This window comes from Sulfurirhabdus autotrophica, assembly GCF_004346685.1.
In the GTDB taxonomy this organism is placed as follows: Bacteria; Pseudomonadota; Gammaproteobacteria; order Burkholderiales; family SMCO01; genus Sulfurirhabdus; species Sulfurirhabdus autotrophica.
In genome coordinates this window covers 1-25,764 of record NZ_SMCO01000016.1, presented here as the reverse complement: position 1 = coordinate 25,764, position 25,764 = coordinate 1, and the positions used below count along the sequence as shown (strand labels likewise).

The 25,764-nt window shown below is 47.3% G+C and carries 27 protein-coding genes; 10 read left to right on the top strand and 17 right to left on the bottom strand.

The features are described 5' to 3' along the window. Positions 1–29: 29 nt before the first annotated feature. Genes EDC63_RS13825 through EDC63_RS13815 form a run of 3 tightly spaced genes read right to left on the bottom strand, consistent with a single transcriptional unit; the run spans position 30 to position 3,045 of the window. Positions 30–728 carry an anaerobic ribonucleoside-triphosphate reductase activating protein gene (locus EDC63_RS13825; protein ID WP_124947120.1) on the bottom strand — a complete coding sequence of 233 codons (699 nt, stop codon included), beginning with the start codon at positions 726–728 and terminating at the stop codon, positions 30–32. A gap of 27 nt (positions 729–755) precedes the next feature. Continuing rightward, positions 756–971, bottom strand: coding sequence for an anaerobic ribonucleoside-triphosphate reductase (gene nrdD, locus EDC63_RS18985; RefSeq protein ID WP_124947119.1), 216 nt, complete (start codon positions 969–971; stop codon positions 756–758). Positions 972–999: 28 nt separating this feature from the next. After that, positions 1,000–3,045 (bottom strand): ribonucleoside triphosphate reductase, encoded by a 2,046-nt coding sequence (locus EDC63_RS13815; protein WP_262982239.1) that lies wholly within the window; start codon positions 3,043–3,045, stop codon positions 1,000–1,002. 593 nt (positions 3,046–3,638) lie between these two features. Between EDC63_RS13815 and EDC63_RS13810 the strand changes: the two genes are divergently transcribed. After that, the gene (locus tag EDC63_RS13810; RefSeq protein WP_223248352.1) at positions 3,639–4,097 is read left to right on the top strand and encodes a c-type cytochrome; all 459 of its coding nucleotides are present in this window, start codon (positions 3,639–3,641) and stop codon (positions 4,095–4,097) included. A gap of 84 nt (positions 4,098–4,181) precedes the next feature. Here the strand turns inward: EDC63_RS13810 and EDC63_RS13805 are convergent, their stop codons facing one another. From EDC63_RS13805 to nosZ, 9 genes are all read right to left on the bottom strand, one after another. Beyond that, positions 4,182–4,553 (bottom strand): toxin-antitoxin system TumE family protein, encoded by a 372-nt coding sequence (locus EDC63_RS13805; RefSeq protein ID WP_124947118.1) that lies wholly within the window; start codon positions 4,551–4,553, stop codon positions 4,182–4,184. Next, positions 4,550–4,822 (bottom strand): hypothetical protein, encoded by a 273-nt coding sequence (locus EDC63_RS13800; protein WP_124947117.1) that lies wholly within the window; start codon positions 4,820–4,822, stop codon positions 4,550–4,552. The genes EDC63_RS13805 and EDC63_RS13800 overlap by 4 nt, the downstream gene beginning before the upstream one ends. Positions 4,823–4,824: 2 nt before the next feature. Then, complete coding sequence (locus EDC63_RS13795; protein WP_124947116.1) at positions 4,825–5,334, bottom strand: nitrous oxide reductase accessory protein NosL; 510 nt, start codon at positions 5,332–5,334, stop codon at positions 4,825–4,827. Further along, entirely contained in the window at positions 5,331–6,152 is an 822-nt protein-coding gene (locus tag EDC63_RS13790; protein ID WP_223248351.1) for an ABC transporter permease, read from the bottom strand. The genes EDC63_RS13795 and EDC63_RS13790 overlap by 4 nt, the downstream gene beginning before the upstream one ends. 5 nt (positions 6,153–6,157) lie before the next feature. Continuing rightward, entirely contained in the window at positions 6,158–7,069 is a 912-nt protein-coding gene (locus EDC63_RS13785; RefSeq protein WP_223248350.1) for an ABC transporter ATP-binding protein, read from the bottom strand. After that, a complete protein-coding gene (locus EDC63_RS13780; RefSeq protein WP_223248349.1) occupies positions 7,050–8,273 on the bottom strand; it encodes a nitrous oxide reductase family maturation protein NosD in 1,224 nt (407 codons plus the stop codon). Before EDC63_RS13780 ends, EDC63_RS13785 begins: the two co-directional genes overlap by 20 nt. A 110-nt stretch (positions 8,274–8,383) precedes the next feature. After that, the gene (locus tag EDC63_RS13775) at positions 8,384–8,824 is read right to left on the bottom strand and encodes a transcription regulator (RefSeq protein ID WP_223248348.1); all 441 of its coding nucleotides are present in this window, start codon (positions 8,822–8,824) and stop codon (positions 8,384–8,386) included. 86 nt (positions 8,825–8,910) lie between these two features. Next, entirely contained in the window at positions 8,911–11,091 is a 2,181-nt protein-coding gene (locus EDC63_RS13770; RefSeq protein WP_124947113.1) for a 4Fe-4S binding protein, read from the bottom strand. A 164-nt stretch (positions 11,092–11,255) separates the two neighbouring features. Beyond that, positions 11,256–13,205 (bottom strand): TAT-dependent nitrous-oxide reductase, encoded by a 1,950-nt coding sequence (nosZ, locus tag EDC63_RS13765; RefSeq protein WP_124947112.1) that lies wholly within the window; start codon positions 13,203–13,205, stop codon positions 11,256–11,258. A 274-nt stretch (positions 13,206–13,479) separates the two neighbouring features. Between nosZ and EDC63_RS13760 the strand changes: the two genes are divergently transcribed. The 4 genes from EDC63_RS13760 (at position 13,480) to EDC63_RS13745 (ending at position 16,338) form a co-directional block, all read left to right on the top strand. After that, positions 13,480–13,929, top strand: coding sequence for a hemerythrin domain-containing protein (locus EDC63_RS13760; protein ID WP_124947111.1), 450 nt, complete (start codon positions 13,480–13,482; stop codon positions 13,927–13,929). A 4-nt stretch (positions 13,930–13,933) separates the two neighbouring features. Then, the gene (locus tag EDC63_RS13755; protein ID WP_223248347.1) at positions 13,934–14,155 is read left to right on the top strand and encodes a DUF2249 domain-containing protein; all 222 of its coding nucleotides are present in this window, start codon (positions 13,934–13,936) and stop codon (positions 14,153–14,155) included. A 4-nt stretch (positions 14,156–14,159) separates the two neighbouring features. Then, complete coding sequence (locus EDC63_RS13750; RefSeq protein WP_124947110.1) at positions 14,160–15,452, top strand: hypothetical protein; 1,293 nt, start codon at positions 14,160–14,162, stop codon at positions 15,450–15,452. Between the two features lie 214 nt (positions 15,453–15,666). Next, positions 15,667–16,338, top strand: coding sequence for a Crp/Fnr family transcriptional regulator (locus EDC63_RS13745; RefSeq protein WP_223248346.1), 672 nt, complete (start codon positions 15,667–15,669; stop codon positions 16,336–16,338). Here EDC63_RS13745 and ubiT read toward each other — a convergent pair. From ubiT to EDC63_RS13720, 5 genes are all read right to left on the bottom strand, one after another. After that, complete coding sequence (gene ubiT / locus EDC63_RS13740) at positions 16,321–16,791, bottom strand: ubiquinone anaerobic biosynthesis accessory factor UbiT (protein ID WP_124947109.1); 471 nt, start codon at positions 16,789–16,791, stop codon at positions 16,321–16,323. The genes EDC63_RS13745 and ubiT overlap by 18 nt on opposite strands. A 7-nt stretch (positions 16,792–16,798) precedes the next feature. Continuing rightward, complete coding sequence (locus EDC63_RS13735) at positions 16,799–18,376, bottom strand: lipoate--protein ligase family protein (RefSeq protein ID WP_165923000.1); 1,578 nt, start codon at positions 18,374–18,376, stop codon at positions 16,799–16,801. Then, positions 18,373–19,275 carry a U32 family peptidase gene (locus tag EDC63_RS13730; protein WP_132920945.1) on the bottom strand — a complete coding sequence of 301 codons (903 nt, stop codon included), beginning with the start codon at positions 19,273–19,275 and terminating at the stop codon, positions 18,373–18,375. The genes EDC63_RS13735 and EDC63_RS13730 overlap by 4 nt, the downstream gene beginning before the upstream one ends. 109 nt (positions 19,276–19,384) lie before the next feature. Beyond that, on the bottom strand, positions 19,385–20,401 hold the full coding sequence (gene ubiU, locus EDC63_RS13725; RefSeq protein WP_124947107.1) for a ubiquinone anaerobic biosynthesis protein UbiU: 1,017 nt from the start codon (positions 20,399–20,401) through the stop codon (positions 19,385–19,387). Beyond that, entirely contained in the window at positions 20,391–21,338 is a 948-nt protein-coding gene (locus EDC63_RS13720) for a TIGR01212 family radical SAM protein (protein WP_124947106.1), read from the bottom strand. The genes ubiU and EDC63_RS13720 overlap by 11 nt, the downstream gene beginning before the upstream one ends. A 285-nt stretch (positions 21,339–21,623) precedes the next feature. On the opposite strand from EDC63_RS13720, the gene EDC63_RS13715 reads away from it, so the two are divergent. The 5 genes from EDC63_RS13715 (at position 21,624) to EDC63_RS13695 (ending at position 25,589) form a co-directional block, all read left to right on the top strand. Next, positions 21,624–21,881: a DUF2249 domain-containing protein gene (locus EDC63_RS13715; protein ID WP_124947105.1), complete on the top strand. Its 258-nt coding sequence runs from the start codon at positions 21,624–21,626 to the stop codon at positions 21,879–21,881. 107 nt (positions 21,882–21,988) lie between these two features. Then, the gene (locus EDC63_RS13710; protein ID WP_124947104.1) at positions 21,989–23,110 is read left to right on the top strand and encodes a hypothetical protein; all 1,122 of its coding nucleotides are present in this window, start codon (positions 21,989–21,991) and stop codon (positions 23,108–23,110) included. A 35-nt stretch (positions 23,111–23,145) separates the two neighbouring features. Continuing rightward, entirely contained in the window at positions 23,146–23,781 is a 636-nt protein-coding gene (locus EDC63_RS13705; protein WP_124947164.1) for an FmdE family protein, read from the top strand. After that, entirely contained in the window at positions 23,765–24,313 is a 549-nt protein-coding gene (locus EDC63_RS13700; RefSeq protein ID WP_124947103.1) for a hypothetical protein, read from the top strand. The genes EDC63_RS13705 and EDC63_RS13700 overlap by 17 nt, the downstream gene beginning before the upstream one ends. Positions 24,314–24,350: 37 nt before the next feature. Then, positions 24,351–25,589, top strand: a complete 1,239-nt coding sequence (locus tag EDC63_RS13695) for an NnrS family protein (protein WP_124947102.1) — start codon at positions 24,351–24,353, stop codon at positions 25,587–25,589. Positions 25,590–25,764: the final 175 nt, after the last annotated feature.

Sequence of the window (25,764 nt, the reverse complement as noted above, 5' to 3'; positions counted from 1 at the left end):
ATGGTGCTGTTTTGAAGGTAGTGCTTTGATCAGGCAGTTCGCATAAAAAACTGATCAAAGCTGGGGGAGATACGGGCTATTACCAGATTTTTCATTGCTGCAGAAATTATGGTCTCAAGCAGATTTTGATCGGCACAACCTGATGCCCGAAATTCCTGAAGTACGAAATTTGTGGCTCCCATTTCCACAAGCTCAGTCGCTAGTGTCAGCAGATCAGATTCATTGAGCAGTTGAGGGTGCCAGGTTGTTCTAAATTCATGTGCAACCCCGCTTTTAATTAACAGTTTTGTGCTGATACGTGCTTTTTCTCCGCTATTCGATACACCGGTGATTTTTTCATATTGCTCAAATGGCGCTTTTATATCCATGCCCACCCAGTCTACCAAGGGAAGGATTTTCGCCAAGCGCTCCGGATACATGCCTGCCGTATGCAACCCCACTTTAAAGCCAAGGTGATGGATTTCGTGGATTGCCGTTTCCAGCGCGCCTTGTAAAGTAGGCTCGCCGCCGCTAAAAACAACAGCATCCAGTAATCCATTTCGCTTTTTCATGAATTCGATTATGTCTTGCCATGAGATTTGCGTTGGTTCATTTGCCGGAATGAGATGTGGATTTTGGCAATAACTGCAGCGCCATGGACAACCTTGGCAAAATACTACGGCAGCAAGATGGCCGGGGTAGTCGGTTGTGGTGAGTGGCGTAAAACCACCTATCCGTAAGTCGTCCATGTTGAGAATTGTGTGCCGATGCAGTAGTTAATTTGCCGAAGTTTGTGCTGGGTTGCATAAACTGGCACGTGATTCCTGAAAGAAAGTACGCTCGCCATGTTCGCCCTTCTTGCCGATATTGAATGAAGAAACCGGCCGGTGGTAGCCCATGACGCGGGTCCATATTTCACATGGTTGGCGTTCTTCGTCGGTGAGCGTGATGGTATTTTCACTGGCATGATTTTGTATGGATAAGTCAGTCATTTTTGTTACCTCCTTGAAGTTGATCTGATCAAGCTGTAGCTGATTTTTTGCGCTTTTCTGCGATGATTTCTGCATCGCACTTCGGGCAAAACTTGTGCTCTCCTTCCAGGTAGCCATGTTTCGGGCAAATGGAAAAGGTCGGGGTAATGGTAATGTAGGGCAGTCCGAATCGTTCCAACGAACGACGCACCAGTGCTTTGCACATTTCTCCGCTGGAGATGCGTTCGGTCATGTAAAGATGTAGCACTGTTCCACCCGTGTATTTTTTCTGAAGTTCTTCCTGGCGTTCCAGTGCTTCAAACGGGTCATCGGTGAAGCCGACAGGGAGCTGTGAAGAGTTGGTGTAATAAGGTGTTTCAGTCGTGCCGGCTTGCAGAATATCAGGAAAGCGTTTTTTGTCTTCCTTGGCAAAACGGTAAGTGGTTCCTTCTGCCGGGGTGGCTTCCAGGTTGTACATGTGGCCGGTTTCTTCCTGAAATGCCAGCATTTTTGCGCGGATGTGGTCCAATAGCCGTACTGCTAGCTGATGCCCTGCTTCGCTGGTGATGCCGTACTCGTCACCGCTGAAGTTACGGATCATTTCGTTGATGCCGTTGACGCCCAGAGTGGAAAAGTGATTACGCAGGGTGCCCAGGTAGCGTTTGGTGTAGGGGAACAATCCGTTGTCGATATGGCGCTGGATTACTTTGCGTTTGATCTCCAAAGTGTTTTTGCCAATCTCCATTAGTTCGTCCAGGCGTGCCAGCAATGCAGGCTCGTTGCCTTTGTAGAGATAACCCAGTCTTGCACAGTTTACGGTTACCACGCCGATAGAGCCTGTTTGTTCTGCACTGCCAAACAAGCCATTACCGCGTTTGAGTAGCTCCCGTAAATCCAGTTGCAAACGGCAGCACATGGATCGGACCATATTGGGCTTGAGCTCGGAGTTAATGAAATTCTGAAAATACGGCAAGCCGTATTTTGCCGTCATTTCGAACAGCAGCGTGGCATTTTCTGATTCCCAGGGAAAGTCAGTAGTCATGTTATAGGTGGGTATAGGGAAAGTGAATGCTCGCCCCTTGGCATCGCCCGTTGTCATGACTTCAATATAAGCTCGGTTGATCATGTCCATTTCTACCTGCAGATCACCATAGGTGAAAGGCATTTCTTCACCACCGATAATGGGGATTTGCTCCTGCAGGTCTTCCGGGCATACCCAGTCAAAAGTCAGATTGGTAAAGGGAGTTTGTGTACCCCAGCGTGAAGGCACATTCAGGTTGTAAATCAATTCCTGAATAGATTGCTTGACCTCTTCGTAGCTCAGGTTATCCTTGCGGATAAAGGGTGCCATGTAGGTGTCAAATGAACTGAATGCCTGCGCCCCCGCCCATTCGTTTTGCAGCGTACCCAGAAAATTCACGATCTGCCCCACCGCGCTGGACATGTGCTTGGGTGGCCCGGCTTCTACCTTGCCCGGCACACCATTCAAGCCTTCGTGGAGCAAAGTACGCAGCGACCATCCCGCACAGTAGCCCGCCAGCATGTCCAGATCATGAATGTGAATATCCCCTGCGCGATGTGCCGCCCCTGCTTCCGGTGCATACACATGGTTTAGCCAGTAGTTGGCAACCACTTTTCCGGATACGTTGAGAATCAGCCCGCCCAGACTGTAACCCTGATTAGCATTGGCATTGACGCGCCAGTCCTGTTGTTCCAGATATTCGTTAACAGAAGAGGCAACATCCACCATGGTGTTGCGATCCTGGCGCAGTTTCTTGTGCTGTTCGCGGTAGACAATGTAAGCGCGGGCAGTCTGAAAGTGATTGGCCGAGATCAATACCTGCTCAACCACATCCTGAATATTTTCAATGGCAGGTGCGTTGTTGTGAAATTTGTGAGATAGCACTTTTATCACATGGGCGGTAAGCAGTTCTGCTTCATTGCCGTCAAACTCTTCGCTAGCCTGGCCTGCTCTCTGAATGGCCGAGCGAATTTTATCTGGGTCAAACGCTGCGCGCGTGCCATCGCGCTTGAGCGCTTCATTGGGTATTGAAACTAATCGTTGGTTAGGGGGTTCCGTTACGAATGTTGTCACTTTTTTTCCTCCAGTTAATCTTTGGTAGCTATCTGAATGCACTGGCAGTTATTAAATATTTTATTGCCGGTTGATTAAGCTTCGATTACTAAACACAATATATAGTGTTATTTTTTATTAAATATACTCCATGTGGTGTGACTGTCAAGAGGAATTAAAGGTATTTTTATCTATAAAATGACTGTGATTATTCTTGCTGTAATTTATGGTAATCAGATTTGTCGGGCCAAGGCTTCAAGCCTGTTTTTAGCCACTACAGTGGGATAATGGCAGTTAAATTAATTGTGTATGTTAGCTTGCTGGAAAGGTATGCAGCCATCTAGCCTCTGAGCTGGCTACCTTTTAAAATTCCCGATCAGCGGTAATTACAGTGCACACTTAAATTGATTTCGGTTGGTGCTGTTTAATGGGGGGGGCAGGTCAGTGCGATTTTGCTAACATTAATCATTGATAAAAGGTCAGTGCTTACTCTATGAAACTAACCTAAAATTCAATTTATCAGTTTATTGGCTTGCTTTCTTGATGTTAGTCAATGAGATGAATCGCAGTTCTGGTAATATCAAATTTCAATATCCAACTAAGGAGTATGTAAAGTGATTAAAACTGGCAATAAATTCATCCCCGCCCTTGTTATTGCTCTTGCACTTTCTGCTTGCGGAAAAAAAGAAGAAGCACAGACTGCCGCTCCAGCTCAGCCCACCGCCGAAGCTGCCAAGCCCGCTGAGACTGCTGCACCAGCAGAAGTGGAGAAACCGGCTGAAGAAGCTAAGCCAGAAGAGCATGCTGCTGATGAAGCGAGTATTAAAGCTGAAAAAACATTCAAGGCTACTTGCTCAATGTGTCACCAGACTGGAGCTGCCGGCGCGCCAATTTTGGGTAATAAAGAAGATTGGGGTCCACGTATTGCTCAGGGGATGCCTACGCTTTATGAACACGCTATTAAAGGGTTCACTGGTAAAAAGGGAATGATGCCACCTAAAGGTGCTAATGCTTCTTTGTCGGATGATGATGTTAAGGCAACCGTTGATTACATGGTAAGCAAAGCCAAGTAAGCGAGGTTAGTGTGTTAAACCTGAAAGGGGGTTCTGCCCCCTTTTTTCTGCTCAATATTCTCTTTACGAGAGCAATGTATATACCTAGGTTACATTCAATCTTGCGGATTCAAGCAAGGGGTCCAGCAGCAAAGCATCTATTAATTGCTTAACGTTATCCCACGGTGCGCGACCGGGTACAGTCAGCAAATCTGGAAGCAAATGACCATCGGCATTATGCAGATGATTTGGAAAAGTGGACAATTCTTTATGTAAAGGCGCTGTGTCGATACGTAATTCGGCATCTCCCCATGCCCATTGTATGGAATACTCATGAGGATTGAGGTAACGCAATTCAAGGGCTAAACCAGAGTCGAACATCACTAGCAGTGCATCCTGCTTTAACTGAATTTCACCATCAAGCTGATCCGGATAATGTGCCTCTATACTTTCTTTCAGATCTATATGGAGACTCATGACAATTTGGCTTCCTTTACTGCATTGCTCATTTCATTGCGAATTGCATCGCGCGTTTCAGCCAGAATACAGGCGCTCAAATAATTTTCGTAAGCCGGGTGTTCAGGCGTTTCGCCAGCCATGATTTTACTCAGCAAAGCCTGCTCATCTTCTACACCATGTTGCTCAAGCAATGATTTTCGGTTTTCTCGTAAAACATAAGTCAGGCGAGAAAGCGATTCGATTAATTCAGCATCGTCTTGATCCAGCCCCTCAAAATAATTTTTCATTTTTACATCCTTTCATCATGCTGAGCGCCACCATCCAGTGAGACCATATTGATGGTTACTTCGTCAAATTTCAATATTTTCCCACCAAATTGTTTAACGAAGGTTTGTGCATCTTCGATGCGTGAAAATGCACCAAGTGTCGGGCCCATAGAGCCAGACTTTTTGCTATCAAGCACATAATAAGCGGATTTAGCATCAATCCAGTTCCCTTTAGGCTGATCCCAAGGGGTTTTGCCCATATCTTGCGTGAACAAAGCCTTTACACGTTTTTTCTGCTCTGGCCGCAGATAGATGGAAAACATTTCCATGGTGTCGCAGAAGAAATCCGGATCACCTTTATCATAGTGAATCTGTGCTTTTGGCCCCGGGTAGTCTGCCAAAATCATGCCATCCAGTGAACAGGAAGTGCCCTGATTGATTTCGACAACTTTGATCGCTTCATCCTGTTTGGTACAACCGAAAGTTAATGCTGCAAGCAATAACGACATCAGTACTAAATTTGTCTGTTTCATTTAAATCTCCAGGAAGCAAACCCAAGTGGGGCGATAATCCATATCATCATTGCTGTTCCTAATATCCAGGGGTTGGCCAAACTTTCAGGGAATACCGTAGACAATCCATAGAGCGACTTTACTTCTTCCATGCCGAAAATGTTCAGAATACGGAAAATATCTGCCGGGTTCAGGAACAACAAATAAGGAAAAATATCGCCACCATATTCTCCTCCTGTTACGACTAACGCTCCCAACAGCAACAGATCGAATACCAATACAAAGAAGAACCACAACGCAATGGCGATGCCGCTTGCGCTCGTGCGATCTGTAGCGATTACTGAAACTGCCACCGCCATACTCAGAAATGCCATACCCATCAGGATGGCACTGAACATAAAACCGGCATAGTGGAACAGTGAAGCGGCATCAATCTGATAGGACAGGAGAAGCCCGACAACCCCGAATCCAGCCAAAGTTGAGAAAGCCAGCGCACCGGACAATCCACAAAATTTTCCAAATAGCAGTTCGAAACGGGTAATTGGCATGGAAAGCAGCAGATCGAGCGATCCTCTCTCACGTTCACCAACAATAGCGTCGTATCCCAGAATCAGTGCAATCAGCGGAATAAGATAAATTACCAGAGAAACCAGGCTGGCGATAGTTACCTCGATGTTGTTAAAGCCGACGGCACCCTGTTGTGCCGCGCCAAAATACGCAATCACCAGCGCGAAAGCAGTAAACACTGCAGCTACTGCCAGTACCCAGCGATTGCGTATCCGATCCCAAAATTCTTTGGATGCGACTACGCCAATTTGATGCCACTCGATGTTTAACATTCCGCTTATCCTGAATAACCTAAAAAGACATCTTCCAGTGAAGGTTCCCGTACATGCAAATCCGCCACTTTGCCATCTAGCCCGGCAATAATGGATAAAGCAGCCATTTTTGAATTGCGCGGGCAACGTATCAGCAATTTCCCATCTTCTTCTACTGCTTCGTCCAAGCCGAGTGGTAATAGCGCCGTTTTGAGATCATCTAACGTTCCAGGCTGCATTTTTATTTGCATAATCAGTGGCAGATCCATTTCATCGCGCAAACTTTGCACCGTGCCTAAGGCTTGTATCTTGCCCATCTTCATGATGGCCAGTCGATCTACTCTCTCCTGAATTTCTGCCAGGATATGCGAGGTCAAAATTACCGTCACACCTTGTTCGCGCATTTCTCGCAAGATCTGATAAAACTCTCGGATTCCTTCTGGATCAAGACCCGTAGTGGGTTCATCCAGAAACAGGATGGCCGGTTTGCCCAGCAGTGCCTGAGCAAACCCCAGACGCTGCCGCATCCCTTTGGAATAACCTCGCACACGCCGGTTTGCTGCATGGCTAAGCCCCACTTTATCTAGCAGTTCGGCACATGTGTTTTTACTGACACTTTTAAGATCAGCAAAAAACCCCAGTGTTTCCAGCCCCGTCAGGTTATCGTAGAAAACCACGTTTTCTGGTAAATAACCGATGTTACGACGCACCTGACGAAATGCCTCACCCTGTATTGATTTGCCAAGAATGCGGATTTCGCCTTCGCTCGCAGGCAGAAGACCTAGCATCATCTTGAAGAGCGTACTCTTGCCTGCGCCATTATGGCCAATCAGTCCAAATATTTCGCCTTCCTGCACAGCAAGATCGACACCCCCGACAGCGCGGATTTCGCCAAATTGCTTCGCAACAGCGTTTACCTCAATGACGTTGTTTTTCAATCCAGCTACTCCAGTTTTCATGATAAGGACGCATATGCGGATGGCGGTCCACTATAGATGGGGCGCGTAACAAGGGGAACTGCTGTGCTACCAGCCGTAACGTCTGGACTGCCGGACTGTTTAACAGGAGTTTAATCATCGGATGTTTCCAGGTCATTCGATCAACAATATCATTCGCTTCATACGATACGTCTCCCGCGCCGTCACCATCCCGATCCCAGCCGACATAGTTACTCCAATAATTTCCCTGCTCTTCGCCCCAGATCTGATCATTCGACGCCACGTATTTTATCTGGTCCTGGTTGGCTATAAAGTCATTGCCATTGACCTTGTTATTTTTCGAGCCAGCCCAAAGGTGTACCCCTATACGATTTGCTACAACCAGATTATTCTTTATCGTATTGTATTCAGCATCGTAAATAAAAAACCCGCGTGCATTACCCGCTACAATGTTGCCTTCGATGACGGAATCCTGAATGGTGCGCAACATGATGCCATGATCGGAATTTCCCCATGCACGATTATTTCGAACGGTCAGATTACGCACTTCCATAAGAGCCAGGCCACCACGATTAAGATAGGACTCATTGCCTTCCCACACGTTGTAATAGGAATTCATGTAATGCGTACCATAGCGCAGGTGATGGATTTTATTATCTCGAAATAGTGCGTGATGCGAGACGTCTACGTAGATACCATCCCGGGTAAAACTGATGTTATTCCCGATAATCTTTGCGCCGATTGTGTTATATAGCTGAATGCCATTACCTCGTTGAGATGACATGAAATCACGTTTGCCTGTAATCAGGTTGCTGATTATCTGCACATCTTTGGCCTTTTCTATCCATAATCCAAAAAGCGTATAGATCAAATCATTGCCGCTGATCACTGCGCGATCAGAACCGGGCGCTACATAAATACCGGCATTCTGTGCTGTTAAATCACTGCCGCTGTCACGTACGATAAACCCTTTCACGCTTACGTCAGGGGACTTGATACGGATTACATCTCCGGGTTGGTTATCGCCACTTATTGTTGGCCGATTCATTCCAATAAGGGAGAGCGGTTTATCAATAATAATTTGCTCATGATAATAGCCGTGTTCAACCTTGATAGAATCGCCTGACGCTGCAGATTTAATTGCATTAGCAATAGATTCGCCTGGCGCTACACGCCATTCTTTCGCCGCAACCGGAAAAGCCACAAAGCATAAGCATAAGCAAAAATAATAAAATAACTGTTTCACGATCTTATATTTATTGGTTATATGGATCAAAACATCATGGCCTTAATAGGTATGCAATAGTGCGATTCTCAACTGGTTACATCAGGCAATACGCCAAGCAGATAAAGTACCCAAAACAATCCAGCGCCAATCAGCAAGTTTTTGGTTGCTACATAGGCAATCATATCCGGTACGTTAGCACGGCGGTACTGGCGTCCCCACCATGGGCCTTCCTTTACCCAGGGTTTGCAATGCATGCGGCAGAAGCATTCATACACACTCCAGCCTGTCCACCATGCTATTACTACAGCAGGCGCTACCCGTCCGGTTGCTGCCAGCATCCATGCCACTGTAACTGCCAATAACAAACCAATGCTTGCCGCAATAATGGCTGGTTTTTGAGCCAAAAATCCGGGCCCCCAAGGAAAAAGATGATATTTGACTTCATCCCACAGCCATTGAGGCCAACTCTTTTCCTTTTCACTTGGTGGCAAGGATAAATTGCTTCCAGGTGTATGTTGCTCAACCATGATAAATCCTCCTGTTTGGATATCGGATGGGCCACGTATCTAAGATAAACAAAGCATGCACTTTTGGTACGAGTCTGACTATTGCTTTATTTCTTCTGCTGTATTTCCTTTATAGGGATAAAGTATCCCTGTGGTGAAATTTTCGTTAACGGTTGCCCCGCTTTCTCTCGCAACTTACGTTCTTTCGAGAGGGGCGGACATGCGTGTGAATCATAATACATCACCATGCAGTCCAGACATAACAGACACTCCCGCTGGTCAATTTTTCCCTGCTTGTCTATGGCAAGAGACCCACAGCCAACAGCGCAGGCCGTACATGTATTGCACTCTTTTTTGCGCTTAAGCCCAAAAAAACGGAAAGTGGACGGTATGGCCAACCCTGCACCAAGAGGGCAAAGATACTTGCAAAACGGCCGCTCTGTGAATATCGAAATGCCAAATAATGCTCCCCAGAACAAGACAAATGGCCAGGATCGATTCCATACGCCCACCAGGAAGGTAGTCTTGAAGGGTTCAACTTCTGCCATTTTTTCCGCCATTCCCATAGAGTAGAATGATACGGCAAGCAGCCCGGCAAATATCCCGTATTTTAGCCACTTTAATTTGTCGTGTACCGCGTGAGGCAGCATAAACTGGAAGCGCTTAAGGCCGATCCGTTCGCCAAACTTGAAAGCCAGCTCGGAAAGCGACCCATAGGGACATAACCATCCACAGAATAATCCGCGCCCCCAGAAAAACACAGTGATGATGATGAACCACCAGAAAATGAAAATGAAGGGGTCGGACAGGAATAGTTCCCATCTCCATTGATACAGTATGGAATGGAACCAGGTCAGGATCTGGGTGATACTTGGCTGTGCCATCAGATAGAATCCCACAAAGCCAACACTGGTAATCCATATGAAATACTTTGGAATGCTTACCCAGCGTTTGTCCTTGCGTTTAGCGCGACGTACCAGCTTGTCGCGCAGACCATAAACAATGGCTGTTCCTAAAAGCAGTAGTACAAACAGCCCGATTTCAATTTTCTTGTCCTTCCACACGCGAACCCAGACAGGCTCGGGGCGTTCTACGGCAGGACGTCCGCCTTCCAGATAGCGCGCAGGTAACCAGTATTCCTTATCAAAATTCGTAAAGGTTTTGGTACCGGTTTCTTTATCGGCTTTATTAGCCAGGAACACCAGACTCCAAGGATAAGCACCACTAAAACTCTTACTGCGGATGATGAAGATCCCGGCTTCATGGTAAGCCGGTGCGCCAGCTGCTTCAATTCCATACAGATTAAGGTAATCCAGATCACGGAAAGTGAAGGTATCCATTTCCTGAGATACCTGAATACGGTCGTAGATGCCGCCCCGTACGAAGCCGGAGCCTTTGAATGATTCCATACCATTGGCAATGATAAATATAGCGTGCTCACCCGGTTTCAGGTCAGACATCAATCTGTTATAACCAAATTCCCCCAGCACGTTTTTACCCACAGCCGGGGTATTAAGATAACCAAAGTACATGTCGATGTATGGTCCCTCACCTTCGACGCCAACATCTTTCGTGGAAACGGTGAGGTGCTGTACCACGCCTTGTTTGACCATCTCTTCCCAACTTAACTTGTTCGAGATGGCGGTAAATTTTGCCTGGGGCCTGATAGTTGGTTTGATGATACCAACTTGTTTGGCTATTTCCATACCGCTGCGCAGCATCACCTGGTTTTGCGCGATCACTGTCACTGTAGCGCCGCTTATTGCATCAAGCCCAATATAACCTTGCCCTTCGCGCGACTTTCCAATTTCAATTTTGCTACCGACAAATTTGCCTAAGTATTGCTTAATAAATTTGGTCAGTTCGGCCTCAGGAATTCCCAGCAGAAGAATTGGCTCGCTATGGCGCAGGACCTTTGCACCGGTAATAATGCCTTGTTTATCCATACCAATAAGCGTGACCACCGGTTTGCCTGAATAAGCAGGAATATCCACAATGTCCGTGGACAGAAATACATATCCGATTAGTTTTTTATCACCAGAATCACCCTGGTAAGCCTCCACATAAGGAGGTTTTCCCTTACGGTTGGAAAAACTGTCTGCGCCAGGCATCACGTCCTGGCAAGGGACGTATGCACATAAATTTGGATCAGTCGAAAGTTGAGCTGGGAGGGGCGCTTCATAGGTACCGCTGGAAGCAATGGCTGACGTTGACCAGACAGGTGCCACCACGATGAGGATAAACAAAAATCCTCGAATCAATGCTGAAATGTATTTATTTAAAATCATAGTAAGAATCAGCCTGCTTTGTTCGTGTATCCGGAAGATTCATATTAACAAACTGGCAACACACTTAGTTTGAGGTAGATCAAGCTAATTGATTATTTTGAAACAAAAAAAGGGGGACCGAAATCCCCCTCCCTGCTCGCGACAGGGAAAACCGCTAATTGTTATTAAGCTTCAACCAACATCCGACTACGCATCTCCAGATGCAGCGCATGACAGAAGTGAGAGCAATAGCACCAGTAAACGCCTGGCTTGTCAGCCTTAAAGGTGACGGATTTGGTTTCCTGCGGGTTCACGATAAAGTTGATGTTGTATTTCGGAACCGCAAAACCATGGGTCAAATCTTCGACTTTATCCAAATTGGTCAGAATAATGGTTACTTCATCGCCACGTTTAACTGTGAACTCACGTAAACCTATCGTTGGGGCTTGGGAAGTGAGATGCACGGTAACCTTGTTGCCCTTGCGTTCAACGCGACAATCTTTTGCATCCTTGGTAGCCAGTGGGAAATCATCCAGATTGTAGACTTGTCTGGTTTTTACCCTGTCGCGTCTGACCACAATGGCGTCATGTGGCTCCGAATAGGTTGTATGGTCCGCTACCAGCTTCATTTTGTCGCCACTGATGTCTATTAGCTGTGCGCTTTCAGGGTGCAAAGGTCCGACGGGAAGGAAACGATCCTTGGAAAATTTATTATCTGAAATAAAGAATTTGCCGTCGGCTTCTTTGGTTTCACCCATGGAGGTAAAGCCATGACCAGGCTGATATGTCACGTCAATGCGATCTACTACAGGTTTGGCGGACTTGTCTCCTTTAAATGACTTAATGGCCGCATCCAGATTCCATTTGACGATCTGGCTATCCAGGAACAGCGTTGTGTAGGCATTACCACGACCATCAAAGCCAGTATGCAGTGGGCCCAGGCCAATTTCCGGTTCAGCTACAACTGCATCGCGGGCTGTTTTTAACTCACCATCGAACCACTTCAATACCAAACTATGTTCAATCAGGGTGGCAGTAGGCGATAATTTTCCTGAACAGGCATAGTACTTGCCATCTGGACTGATATTCACGCCATGCGGGTTTTTCGGTACAGGTACATAACAGGTCAATGAAGTTTTTGGGTCCTGATTGGCAGCAGATGTACCATCAACCACTGGTACCTTTGAATCGCCAATGGTATAAGTTTTTCCTGCCTTGACAGCAGCCTCAATGCGAGCGATGTTGAAGAAGACGCAAGCATCACGTTCGGCCGCCATCATGTCTTCGTAATGTACACCATTTTCGGTGTTGTACTGGTTTGAGCACGCTAATTTCCCGTCGTAAGAAGTGGCAGTCAAATCCATATTGCCATCAACCTTGCACTGCCAGCGCACTTCCATTGTTTCTGAATCGACGCAGGTAAACAAACAGCCGTATTTCGATGGGTCGTTCAGATCTCGCCCATCATTCGGGTGCGGAATATGAAACTCACTGCCACAAAATACGCGCGTTGTGTGATTGATACTTTGATCTACCGGATCGCGTTTATCAGTGAAAATTCCGTGAAAACCCTGAATATTTGGCAACTCAGTAATTTTGTCGCATTCCATCGTATCCATGCGAATGCGTGCAATTCGGCCATGTATTTTGTCGTTGGTCCACATATATTTACCATCATATGTGCCATCAACATAAGAGCCATGCACATGGTGGGTATCGCCAGTATTATATTTGACACTACCATCAGGTTTTGTGCCGATGATTGCCTTGGATTCGTTGGTAATGCCCCATCCCACCATACAGTCCATATTAAACACTGGAATCTGCTTTAGCGTCCGACCAGATGGTAGCCCGTAAATCCGCACATCTCCGGAATGCCCACCACTGGAAAACATATAGTAATCATCCAGTTTGCCAGGGGGTACTTCATATTTTCCAAATTCACTAGCCATAGTTGTAGCTGGCGCATTGCCTGCAGCACTAACTGGTTTTGCAGCTTCTTCAGTTTTCTTGCAGGAAGAAAGTCCAACCGACAGGCCTGCACCAGCAAGCCCGACAAATGCCGCCGTGTTGAGAAATTTGCGTCGTTCTGCATTAATAGGGGTGCTTTTGTCCGATTTATTCTTTTCTTCCATGATCGTCTCCTTAAACTATTTTTTACAAAATTTGCTGCGAGCTTGAAAACAACAGGACTACACTTTTCCTGCGACATTTTGTCACAGTATAGCCACTAAACAGGATAAACGCATCCCGTTTTCTTGATTGAGATCAATGTTTTTAATATTCAAAAAAGAAAAATGCTTAAATTGCCCGAGATGGCGCTGCATAACCGAGTTGATTTGAATCAAGGAGATTTTCGTTAAACGAGCATAGAGTGGCTGCAATATAAACAGCATTTAGGAGTAACTCATGAGCATGATCAGCACTTATCTCACGTCTGACCATCATCGTTGTGATGAATTATTTGCCCAAGCCGAAGAGTCTGTCGCAAAGGGGGACTGGTTAAAGGCTAATGCAAACTTTGCCCAGTTCCTTGCAGCCATGCGGCACCATTTTGGAATGGAAGAAGAAATTGCATTTCCAGCTTTCGAACAGGCAACAGGTGTTAACAATGGGCCAACCTGGATGATGCGTATGGAACATGAACAAATGCGCGAAGTGTTTGACAGTATGAACAATGCCATTGCGGCGAAAAATGCAATTGATTATCTAGGGCAGTCGGAAACGCTCTTGATCGTTATGCAGCAGCACAACATGAAAGAAGAGCAAATGCTGTACCCCATGTCAGATCAGGTGCTAGGCACTGGACGCGACGATGTTGTCAGGCGTATGCAGGCCTTTGATAAGTCAGGTGCGTAACATAATGAATTGCGAAATCATGCTGGATGTTCGCGGGTTGGAGCCACCCGAGCCGATGGTAAAAATAATGGATGCGTTAGATACGTTGCAGCCAGGAGAAGCACTTTGTGTGGCGATTCATCGAGAGCCTTTTCCGCTGTATGCCATGCTGGATGAGCAGGGCTATGTTCACAGCACAACATGGAGCGAGGATGGCTACTACGAAATAATCATCAGGCTTCAGTAGATTAATGCAGTTAGCCGGCCTGTCATTGGACCAAGCCCCACCTCTTTCGGTGCCGTTTCGCTTCTTCCTTAGTGCACCGCTATTTATGCTGCTTGCGGCGATATTGTTGCTTTCAGCGGGCCCTGATGCACTGATCACACGTTGGTCACCCGCTATGTTGGCTGTTACGCATATGCTGACCTTAGGGTTCATGACAATGGTTATGATGGGCGCCATGCTGCAAATGCTACCAGTTGTGGCAGGATCGCCCGTGTTGAAACCGCGTTTAATTGCCTTGCTAGTACATCTTCCTCTGACAACGGGCGCATTATTGCTTTCTGCCGGTTTTTTTCTTGGGCAGAATGCCCTGATAAGACTCGCAATTCCGGTTTTGATAGCAGGATTTGTCGTATTTTTGGTGGCAACCGGCGCTAGTTTGATCCGCGCAACTGCGCGTAATTCAACGGTTAATGCTATGCGTCTGGCCATTATATCGCTTGCTGTGACAGTTGCACTGGGTGTACTTCTGGCAGCTGCATTAAGCGGATACGCAGATGTGTCGATACTGAAATTAACCAGTTTACATGCAACATGGGGTTTGCTGGGATGGTTAGGATTGCTGGTGATCAGTGTCGCTTACCAAGTAGTCCCAATGTTTCAACTGACACCTGTTTATCCTAAACAGGTGTCCAGATGGCTTGCGTGGGCCATGTTCATATTGGTGATTTTCTGGTCTGGAAGCATATTTCAACAAAATGAGATAACCTGGGTTAGCACTGCGCTATTGAGTTGTTTGGCAGGCGGTTTAACCGTATTTGCAGTAACAACAATTTACCTGCAGCAAAAAAGACGGAGGCGAATTCCAGATGTGACACTGCAATTTTGGCGTTTTGGATTGGCCAGCCTTTTGGTAAGCATTACGCTTTGGGCTGCAGGGCGGTTCATGCCTTCGATTCAGACATCGGCAGTTTACCCGGTTTTGCTGGGAATATTGTTCATCATGGGTTTTGCTGCCTCAATCATTACCGGCATGTTATATAAAATTGTACCGTATCTGGTGTGGTTTCACCTGCATGCACAGCGAAACAGAGGAGGAGGTGTTCCCAATATGAAAGAAATCATACCGGATGTTTTTGGATGGATTCAACTGAACTTACATATTTTTTCAAGTGTATTTTTACTATTTGCAGTGATATGGCCGACGGTATGGATGACAGTTATAGCATCCTGTACGCTTGCAGCTTCGTCTGCGCTGCTATGGATAAATTTGTTCCGGGCTGGTCGTTTGTATATGAAATATGCAAAGATGCGTTCTTGAAACGTATTCAATATCATCCATCTCAATACCGCTTTTAGCTCGCCACTTTGTCGTGAAAAAGGATTAACGATAGGGTTGGTGTGGCTTTTCCGCTTTCCTGCCCTTGACGAAATTCAAAAATGGAGTGGCTTCTTCATTGACAACATGTTGTTCAACTTTCTTCATACCCTGAATCATTTATAATACAAAAAAACATTTCAGCACTGGAGACCCATTGAGTAAAATCCGAACCAGCGAAATTCTGTCTAAATTGCCCCTGTTCAATGAAATGGGGCCGGACAACATTGAATACATCGCCAAATCTGTTCAGGAAATTCATGCTGAAAAGGGACAGGTGTTGTTTCGTGCTGGCGAAATGGCTCTAGGTTTTCATGTGGTGGTATTTGGCCAGGTTAAGCTGGCTTTCACTTCCGCAAAAGGGGTTGAAAAAGTGGTGCAGCTCTTTGGAGCCGGGCAAAGCTTCGGGGAAGCTTTAATGTTTTTGGAAAAACCTTATCCGCTTTCAGCCATCACGCTCTCTGATTCTCTGCTGCTGCATATTCCGAAATCTGCCGTTGAGAACGGGATTTCTCAGGATAAGCAATTTGCTCATAAAATGCTGGCTGGCCTTAGCATGCGACTGCATGGACTGATTCACGATGTTGAAGCCTATTCGCTTCGCTCCAGCGCCCAACGTGTCATTGGTTATCTATTGCAGCATGAAGATCTGGATACCGCCCCTACGCTGCATTTATCGGTGAGCAAAAACGTAATTGCCTCACGCCTCAACATCACTCCGGAAACCTTATCGCGCATCCTTCATGACCTGGTTAGCGCCAATCTCATTAGGGTGGAGGGCAAAGATGTCACCATTTTGAATGTTGAAAAACTACGGGCGTATGGTTGACTTTAGCAGTGCCACCAAAGGAGCTGGAAGCAGGCTCGTTGCATCCAGCGGGGGAAGATCTAAAGCATCCAGCGTATTTTTGACGTACAGGCCGAGTTCTGTGTCGCCTTCCATGGTAAGGCGGCGGTTGAAAAATAGCGTATCAGGATCTTCTTTACGTAATCCCATCATCAAAAAATCGTAGGCATTGGCGCTGATGATTAAATCCGGTTTGGATTTTGGGCGCGTAGCTACAAAGCTTTTAGGGGTGATGCTGAAGTGGAGAGTGGTAGCGCCATCTTTAATGCAGATGCAGATATTTTTACCGTGCAGTGGTTTTAAATCCTGCAGCTTGAGGTGGCGGGTGAGCGTGATGTTGAGCAGTGTGGTGAACAATAGTGAATGCGGGTGTTGTGGTAGTAAAGAAAGTATGCTGCCGACAGATTTTGGCAAGGTAAATGGCAAATTGCTCATGAGCGAGTCACTCCTTGGAGGTGTAGTCTGCGATAGTCTGTTTATAAACAGGCCCCGGAACAAATTGCATTAATTGTTGCAATAACGGGGTATCCAGCTCAGCCTGTGCCTTAAATTGCCCAGCATAGGCGAGATTTTCTTCTTTCAGTTCATAGCAATTGGCCCCGCCGATATCCATCAGCACGGCAGGAATACCCGCATCGCGAAAAGCCTGATGGCGCTTGATGAAAAAATTACTGCAGCACATTCCTACGTAAGCTTTGACGCCCTGATCTTTCAAGGTGTTAAGCGTGGATACCAGGTGTTCGTATTTTGTAATGGTGATGGGTCGCATGTTGCGCTCGCGGGCTAGTCGGTAAGCTTCACCGACTTCGCACAGACCGCACTCCGGGCAGTCTTCGAGTTCGCGCCAATGACACCATGTTGGTTTTGCGCAATAGGGGATCAGCATGACGTCGGCGGATTCAAGAATGGCTTGCGCTGGCATACTGTCGTCCGGTCGAAAAAGCATCAACTTGTCAGCATTGATACCGAGTGTTTGTTGTAAATGGGATTTTTCAATGGATAGTTGCAGTACCTGGGCAAGGTCACTTGCGGTAAATCCAACCAGTTCAGCATGGTTGTTGCGCAAGATACGGTGTATTGCGCCATCCAGCATACATGGTGATAAGCCCACTAGGCCTTGTTCCACTTGCTGAAATAAATCTTGTGGTAATACATGAACGTCTCCCGCTAGTTGCACATGCCTGATCGAGTAGGCTGCATGGTCGAAATGAACACGTGCGCGAAGTACGCCACCGGCTGTTTTCCAAATCGCTTCCATGTTGCTTTCATTCTGCCAGTTAATGCGATCTGTAAAGGAAGCATCCGTTTCAGGATTCAATGCCAACTTGTGGTGGATGAATTCCGACTGCAGATTAAATTGAAAAAATAGTCCTTCTTGAATAGCGGCGATGATGTGCAAGGAGTCCGGAATTTTCCCCAGGCTCTGACGTACCGTTACTAGCCGTTCGCGTGCGCTAGCCAGTCCATCAGCAGAAAGTTTTTCCGTAGGCACACGCAATGCTTCAAGCATGGACTGAATGTTTGCATCCAGTAAAAGGGTTGCCTGAAATAGCAGGGAGTCGCCTTCGACAGCAAGAAAAGCGGAGGCGATCTTGCGACCGTTTATCTCAAGGTCATTAGGGAAGTGGAAGCGGGTAAATATGCCCATGGTAGCCAGGCCAGTGGCCAATCCGGTACAGAACATTTCAAGAAGCTGTGCCCCTCGCAAATTTGCTAATCCCCTGCGGCTGATAAGCAGGCTGATGCACTGTTGCGTTTCATCCAGATACAACGCACCGCCGCCGCTTATGCGGCGTGCAATCTCGATGCCGTGGGTACGGCAATATTCCAGTCGCAGCTCCCGGTCTAGGGGTTGATGAAAGCCGACGCAAGCGGTTGGCAGGTTGCGGTAGAAGCGTAATGTATCCGGTTGCAGCCCTGCCGCATGCTGTTGTAGCAATACTTGGTCCAGGTACAGGTTTCGCATGCCGGAGGAAGGGGTTTCTTCAATGTATAGAATGTTTTCTGCCGAGGTGTTCATTGTGCGGTTATTCCCGTGGATTGTTCCAGACCTGCTTTGCCGTGCCAGTAGCCATCGCAGCCTTTGTCCGGCATCCATTTGGCCAGTTGTTGCATGCATTTCTGTGCGGTATCTGGATTGTTCAGAGATTGCCAGAATTGTTCAATAATTTTTGTGGTATGCCAGGCTTGGGGGCTGATGCGGACGATATTCACACCCATTTCATTCATTTCCACTAATTCGTTGATGAGGTTGTATACGCTGGCAGATTGTGTCTGGATGCCATTCAAAACAAGAAATGGCTGTCCTTCTCGGGTATTAAGTGTGAGGCCGTTAGCATAATCCAGGCAGCGGAACTGGCAATCATCCTTGGGCAGGTTATGGTGACGGGCAGTGAAGCAGCGTGCGGAAAATGCAAGGGGCAACCGTCCAAAAGCGAACACTTCCGTTTCCATGTTGGCTGGTTTTTCAAGTTGCATTTTGTGCAGCATGCCCCGTGACATTTCAACCGGCATGACCCATCTTTTGGCACCTGTTTCGGCGAGGAGCGACAAAGCAGGTGAGTTGTAGACATTAATATGCGGGCCGATAACAAAAGGTAGCCGCCCAGTAAGCAGGTGCACCGCGCCCATGTCGTTGGCTTCTACGGAAAATTGGTCATTATCAGCAAGTTTTCGCAGGATTTTCAGATCGGATTCAGATTCCAGCAGTGCCTGTGAAGAAAGTACGACTTCTTTTCCCGCCGATGCCAGCTTTTCTGCAACTGAAAGCCAGTCATCATGTCGCAGGTTATGGCGGCGAGAGCAAACGGTTTCTCCCAGATAGACAATGTCTACTGCTGTGGCAGCGATTTCTTCGTAAAATTTGAAGATTGCTTCCCTTTCCCAATAGTAAAGGATGGGACCAAGTGATATTTTCATGATGATTTTTCGCAATGCAGTTTTTTTGGGTGTAGATCTGTTAAGGCACAGAGAAACACTGCTGCCTGGTGCTTGAGCGTTTCCAGGTGGGAAAAGGTTAAATGTGGTCTTATTTCCATGGTCGGTGATAGGCCCCCAGTGTGTGCTGCTGGCCTTCTGCTACGCTGCTGAGCTGCGCCATCCACTCCGGGTTTACAATAAAACTGTCAGGTGCGCGTTGACAGGCATCTATTGCCGCTCGCCATACTTTGGTTACCTGCGCCACGTAAGCCGGGCTGCGTTGCCGCCCTTCAATCTTGATCGCGGCGATGCCCATGAGTTGCATTTCAGGCAACAGCGCAAGCGTGTTCAGGCTGGCTGGTTCTTCGATAGCGTAATAGGTTTCATTGCCGACTTCGAACCGGCCTTTGCATAACGTGGGATATCCAGCACTTTCTGTATCGTTATATCTGTCCAGCAATACCCCGTTTAAACGAGACTCCAAGCCTTTTGCCGTATGCTCCCAGCGCACCGCTTTAGCAGGGGAGCATACACCACAGGTATTGGGTGATTCACCAGTGGCATAAGAGGATAAAGCGCAGCGCCCTTCCACCATTACGCACAGGCCGCCGAAACCGAATAACTCAATTTTTACCGGTGTGTTTTTCACCACATGCTCTACTTGGGGCAAGGATAATACGCGGGGCAGTACTGCACGGCTTATGCCGAAATGTTCATGAAAAAAATTGATTGCTTCGTAGTTGGTGGCGGAGCCTTGTACGGACAGGTGCAGTCGCAGGTCTGGATAGTTTTTAACCGCATAGCGCATGAGGCCGATGTCGGCCAGAATAACGGCATCCATGCCCAGCTTAGCTGCCTTGTCTACCGCACCTTGCCAGCGTTCCCAGTTGTCTGCTTGCGGATAGGTGTTCAACGCCAGTAAGACCTTTTTGCCTTTATTATGGGCGTAGCGTATGCCTTCCCTGGCATTGGACTCATCAAAATTGAGGCCTGCAAAATTGCGCGCGTTAGTGTTGTCGCGAAATCCGATGTAAACGCAGTCCGCTCCGTGGTCAACAGCGGCTTTGAGTGCAGGCAGACTTCCAGCAGGGCATACCAGTTCCGGTGCGGTAGCTTTATGCGACATATTTCAGCCTGGAAACTGCATGTTGAGCGAACTGCCCCTGTTGGTGATCGCGTCTGCGAAGCTCTTTTTCGATTCCGTTCAACACATTCCACTTTTGCGAACACCATTCTGGTGCCAGCAAAATAGCTTTAGGTGCTGTGCCGGTCACGCGATGAAATACAATCTCCCGTGGTGTTCGCTCGATCAGGTCGGCGGTAATGCGGATATAATCGTGCATTTCCAGCGGTTGATATTCTCCCCGTCGCCATTGGTTGGCGAGCATTGTTCCTTTCACAACATGCAGCGGGTGCAGTTTCAGACCATCCACGCCCAAACTGAGAACCGTGTCCAGGGTGCTGTGATAATGCGCTTCAGTTTCGCCAGGTAAGCCGATAATGAGATGGGCGCAAACCGGAATGCCGCGTTTTCTGGCTGCTACAACGGAAGTTGCATATTCTTCGAGGCCATGCCCGCGGTTGACGCGTTGCAGCGTCTCGTCGAAAGCAGACTGTAATCCAAGTTCCAGCCAAACCTCGCGACCTTGTTGAATGTATTTCACCAGCAGATCCAATACTTCGTCAGGTACGCAATCAGGACGGGTGCCTACAGACAAACCAATGATATCTGGGTTGGCCAGCGCTTCCTGATAGAGTGCTTCAAGTTGTTCAACAGCAGCATAGGTATTGGTGTAGGCCTGAAAATAGGCAAGGAAATGTTTGGCACGGGTGCGCTTGAAGATGGCTTTTCTGCCAGATGCGAGTTGCGCTTCCATGGTAAGTGGGTTGTTTCCGTTGGGGCTAAACGAAGTGTTGTTGCAAAAAGTGCAGCCTCCTATGCCCTTGCTGCCATCTCGATTGGGGCAAGTGAATCCGACATCCAGTGCAATCTTGTGCACGCGCTTGCCATGGCGGCGCAGCATGTGTTGCCCGAACGTATTGATGTGATCTGACAGTGCCATTTAACGATGATTGTATGTTCGTTTCAGGAGCAGGGTAACCTAAGTATTGAAGCTTATATTAGGACATGACTATCTTAATGTAAAGTTAAAATACGAAATACAGGAAGCGATAATATTGTAATTTGTCAGTAATAATTGAAGTCGGAAAAATGAATTAAAATTAAACTTGTATTTTTAATACATCTTATTAAAATAGGAAGTGATTCGCTGAAGAATTGATGAGTTGGTGTAACAAATAAGCAGGAAGAAGATTGTTTGAATTTTTTATCGTGAAAGGAGAATACTATGTCGCAGCCGCACTTACATATTTTACCGGAACAGATCTATCCATTTGATGCCAGAGGCGTTGCCAAGCGCTTTCGTCACGCGGCCATTTTTGGGTCATTGGACGCGTTGCATCCAGGTGAAACCATGCGTTTTGTGAATGATCATGATCCCCTGCCTTTGCTGGATCAATTGAAAGCGCGCTATGGCGATGCTGTAAATATTAACTATCTGAAGCGTGAACCAGGGCAGATCGTGATTGACTTTACCCGCATATAATTCTAATTTAAACATGATAGTTGGCGCCGGGCTTAAATAAGCGATAAGTGACGTATCTTGCAGTGTAATACTGCTTCCAGTTAAGTTATCCAAATGGATGTGTGATTGTGCTACCCGTCCTTGTTTTCATAGCGATTGTGGCATTCATTGCCGCGTTGATCTTGCCCTGGTTGCTTAATGCATCGCTGGTAGCTTTTATTCATCTGGTGTTTTCAGTCGGCATCATGCCGCTGATCATTGGGGCGATGATGCACTTTGTACCAGTGTTAACCCGCAGTGCATCACCCTCGCGCAGCGCAAAAACCTTGCCAGTATGGGCGTTGCTGGCAGGTTTGCTGGCATTTATCTCTTTTGCCTACCCAGCTGAAGCAACGAACACTTATTATTTTGCTGGGTTACTGGGGTGGATTGTTGCGGGAGCAATGGGATGGTGGATATTTCAGCGTGGTGCAATAAGCCTTGGTAGGCCGCATCCTTGTCTGAATTGGTATCTGGCGGCGATTGGGTGCCTGATGCTTGCGTTGACTGCCATACTGTTGATGAATTTTTTCCCGGAGCAACGCCTGCCGCTTCGGCGATTCCACCTGCACCTGAATACCTTGGGTTTTATCGGCTTGACAGCCATTTCCACCTTGCAAGTGTTGCTTCCTACTGCAACAGGCAAAACGGATGGGCATGTTGCGCAGCGGTTACGTAGTGACTTGAAATGGATGGTGGCGGGGGTGCTTTTGATTGCCACTGGTGCAGGTTGGGTGCCATTGCTGGTGTGGCCTGGTTTGCTGATGCTAATCTACCCGGTGATGCGGCTCTTGCAGGTGTGGTTGAGTCTTTACAGGCATGAAATAATAAGCAGGAGCGGCGCAGCACCAGCACTGGGTATAGCCTTGCTGGGGTTTGTCATGGCAGTGCTGTTCGGTGGGTTACATGGCGCAGGCATGATTAGCGCGAATAATGCCGCGATTGCTTATATTATCAGTTTCCTTTTTCCTTTGGTAACGGGTGCAGCCAGTCAATTATTACCTGTATGGATTCGCCCCGGCCAACAAAATAAGTGGCATACTCAACTCAGGCAACAACTAACCTATATGGCTGGATTGCGTGCCAGTTTATTCCTTGCAGCCGGTGTCGTAGTGAGTTCAGGGTGGCATTGGGGCGTTTATATTGCGCTGGCTGGTTTGGGCATGTTTGCTCTGCAACTGGTGAAAGGCTTGCTCGCTGCCAGAAAGTAACTTAAAAAGCAAAGCGTAACATTTAGGAGGATATGATGACTTATCCCGTATTTTTTGATCAGGTAAGAAAAATAACGATGCATGACCCCTTGGCTGAATTTCTGGGTGCAGCGACCAATGGTTTGATTGAATACACCTATACCGATGCAGTAAAACTCGCAGGCCATTCTTGCCCGACAGTAGCGGGAGCCTATTTAATGGCAGTCAAGGCGTTGTATAAATTATTTGATGGCAACATTCCGGAGCGAGGGAAAGTAAAGGTTCAGTTTAAAGAGGATGCAGCAAAAGGTGTGACAGGGGTGATTGCTAATGTTGTGGGTTTAATTACAGGCGCAACCCAGGAAACCGGATTCAAAGGTATTGCAGGTAAATTCGATCGAAGGAATTTATTGAGCTTTAATGCCGGAATTAATGACGACATTTGTTTTGTGAGAATAGACACAGGGGCAAGTGTCTCGATGCAATACCACCCGGATATGGTACCTCCCATGCCTGAAACGCAAGAGCTGATGCAGAAATCCTTGTCTGGTAATGCGACCGAAGGGGAGATGGAAAAATTCAGAGAGCTTTGGCAGGTTCGGGTTAAACGGATTTTAATCGACCACTTTGATGATCCGGAAATGGTGAAAATGACATTCCAGCCTGCGGAGGAAAATGCCCTTACCAAATGAAATTCAAGTCAGGCTGACACCGGAGAAAATAGCAGCCCATTGCCAGGAACTGGACAAGCAATCAGCCAGTGCAGGCCATACGCTTGCTGCACTGACGGGATTGCAAACTTGCCTGGCAACCATGGTGCCTTCCGGTGACCACGGGCTGCCAGTATATCGGGAAATAATGGCAGTGATAGAGCAGCACGCAACTGCCACTAGAGCACGACTGCTGGAAGAAAGCGCTATTGCGCTGGTAAGGGCGCTGCGTGAGCGAAATCAACATGAAATTACGCACATTCATGCAGCACTGTCTCGTAATGGATTCATGCTGGTGGCGAAACAGGCTATTGCTCAATTGCTGTCAGAGGAGTTGGTCGTGTCGACAGCCTGGGCAAAAAGCTGGTGTGAGGATGCCATCACGAGAGCGCAAGCCGCGAGTGGATACCCTGACAGTCTGAATTTTCAAGGAGCCGGAATTCAGCCTGAAGCCTATGCGGCAATGACGGAAATGTTTGCTTATTTAGGCGGTTCAGTCACCTATATAGCGTAGAACCAGTTTAGTTGGCCTTTAAAAAAAGAGAAATCTCATGAACCCCCAGTCAACGACATGGCGCAACTTTACAGCGGCACCGCACAGAGTGATGTTTTTGGCCGGTGCTGTGCAAGGTATCGCAACCATACTCTGGTGGCTGATCGACCTTTCAGGAAGATACGGCATTGGTCCTCAATTGGGCACATGGACGCTTCCCTCGATCTGGGCCCATGCTTATCTGATGATCTACGGATTTTTCCCGTTTTTTATTTTCGGTTTTTTGTTTACAACCTATCCGAGCTGGATGTATGGCGAAAAGGTATCGGCACGATATTATGTCCCTGCATTTTTGCTGATGGCGGGTGGGGTGGTTTTATTTTACGTGGGAATGATCGCAGGCTTAAGTGTTATGGCGGCAGGAGTAATGCTGATGATGGCGGGATGGGGTATCGCACTGTATGCCCTGTTGCGAATATTTATCAACGCTTCTCACCCGGATAAGCGGCATCCGCTGGTAACCACTATCGCCCTGATAATGGGCTGGATGGGGATGGGCGGCATGCTGTTATGGCTGGTTGCTGATTACAATTGGGCGCTGGATTTTGCACGGATCGGGGGTATCTGGTTTTTTCTGCTGCCGGTTTTCATGACGGTCAGCCATCGTATGATTCCGTTTTTTTCCAGTAAAGTGATTGATCATTATGTGGTTGTGCGACCGTATTGGGTGCTGTGGCTGATGCTGATATGCTCGGTAGGCCATGGCGTGTTGCAGTTTGCGGGTGCATACGCCTACCAGTGGCTGTTTGATCTTCCTCTTTCAATTGCTGCTTTGGTTCTGACCTATTTGTGGGGAATACATCGTAGCTTTAAAAACAGATTGCTGGCTGTGCTGCATGTCGCATTTTTCTGGCTGGGAATCGCCATCGCGCTTTATGCAACGCAAAGTATCGCAATGTTTTTGAGTGGTGGGGAGGTGTTCCTGTTTGGACTGGCGCCTTTGCATGCACTGACCATTGGTTTTTTTGCAACCATGATGCTGGGCATGGTTTCAAGGGTGACGCTTGGGCATTCCGGTCATCCTCTGGTGGCAGATTTAGTGACAAGTATTTTTTTCTGGGGCTTCCAGCTAGTTACATTGCTGCGCGTGTTACCTGATCTGTTAATGGTGGCTAACAGTCATATTTCTTATGCTTATTTGCTGGCAGCTATAGTGTGGTTGATGAGCTTCGTTCCCTGGGTTTTCAAGTATGCGCCCAATTACTGGCGCCCCAGGGCAGATGGAAAACCTGGCTAAAGAAGCCATTGCGAAGAATGATTGGGCAACGGCAAACTCCAGCAAGACTAGTTTCTCGGTTCCATGAATCATCATTTAGAACGCGGATTCAAGTTTGAAGTGCAAGGCCTGTTGATTCGAAGAATACCTGATTGGGCGTTTGATATCCAAGTCGTTTTCTGGGGCGATTGTTCAA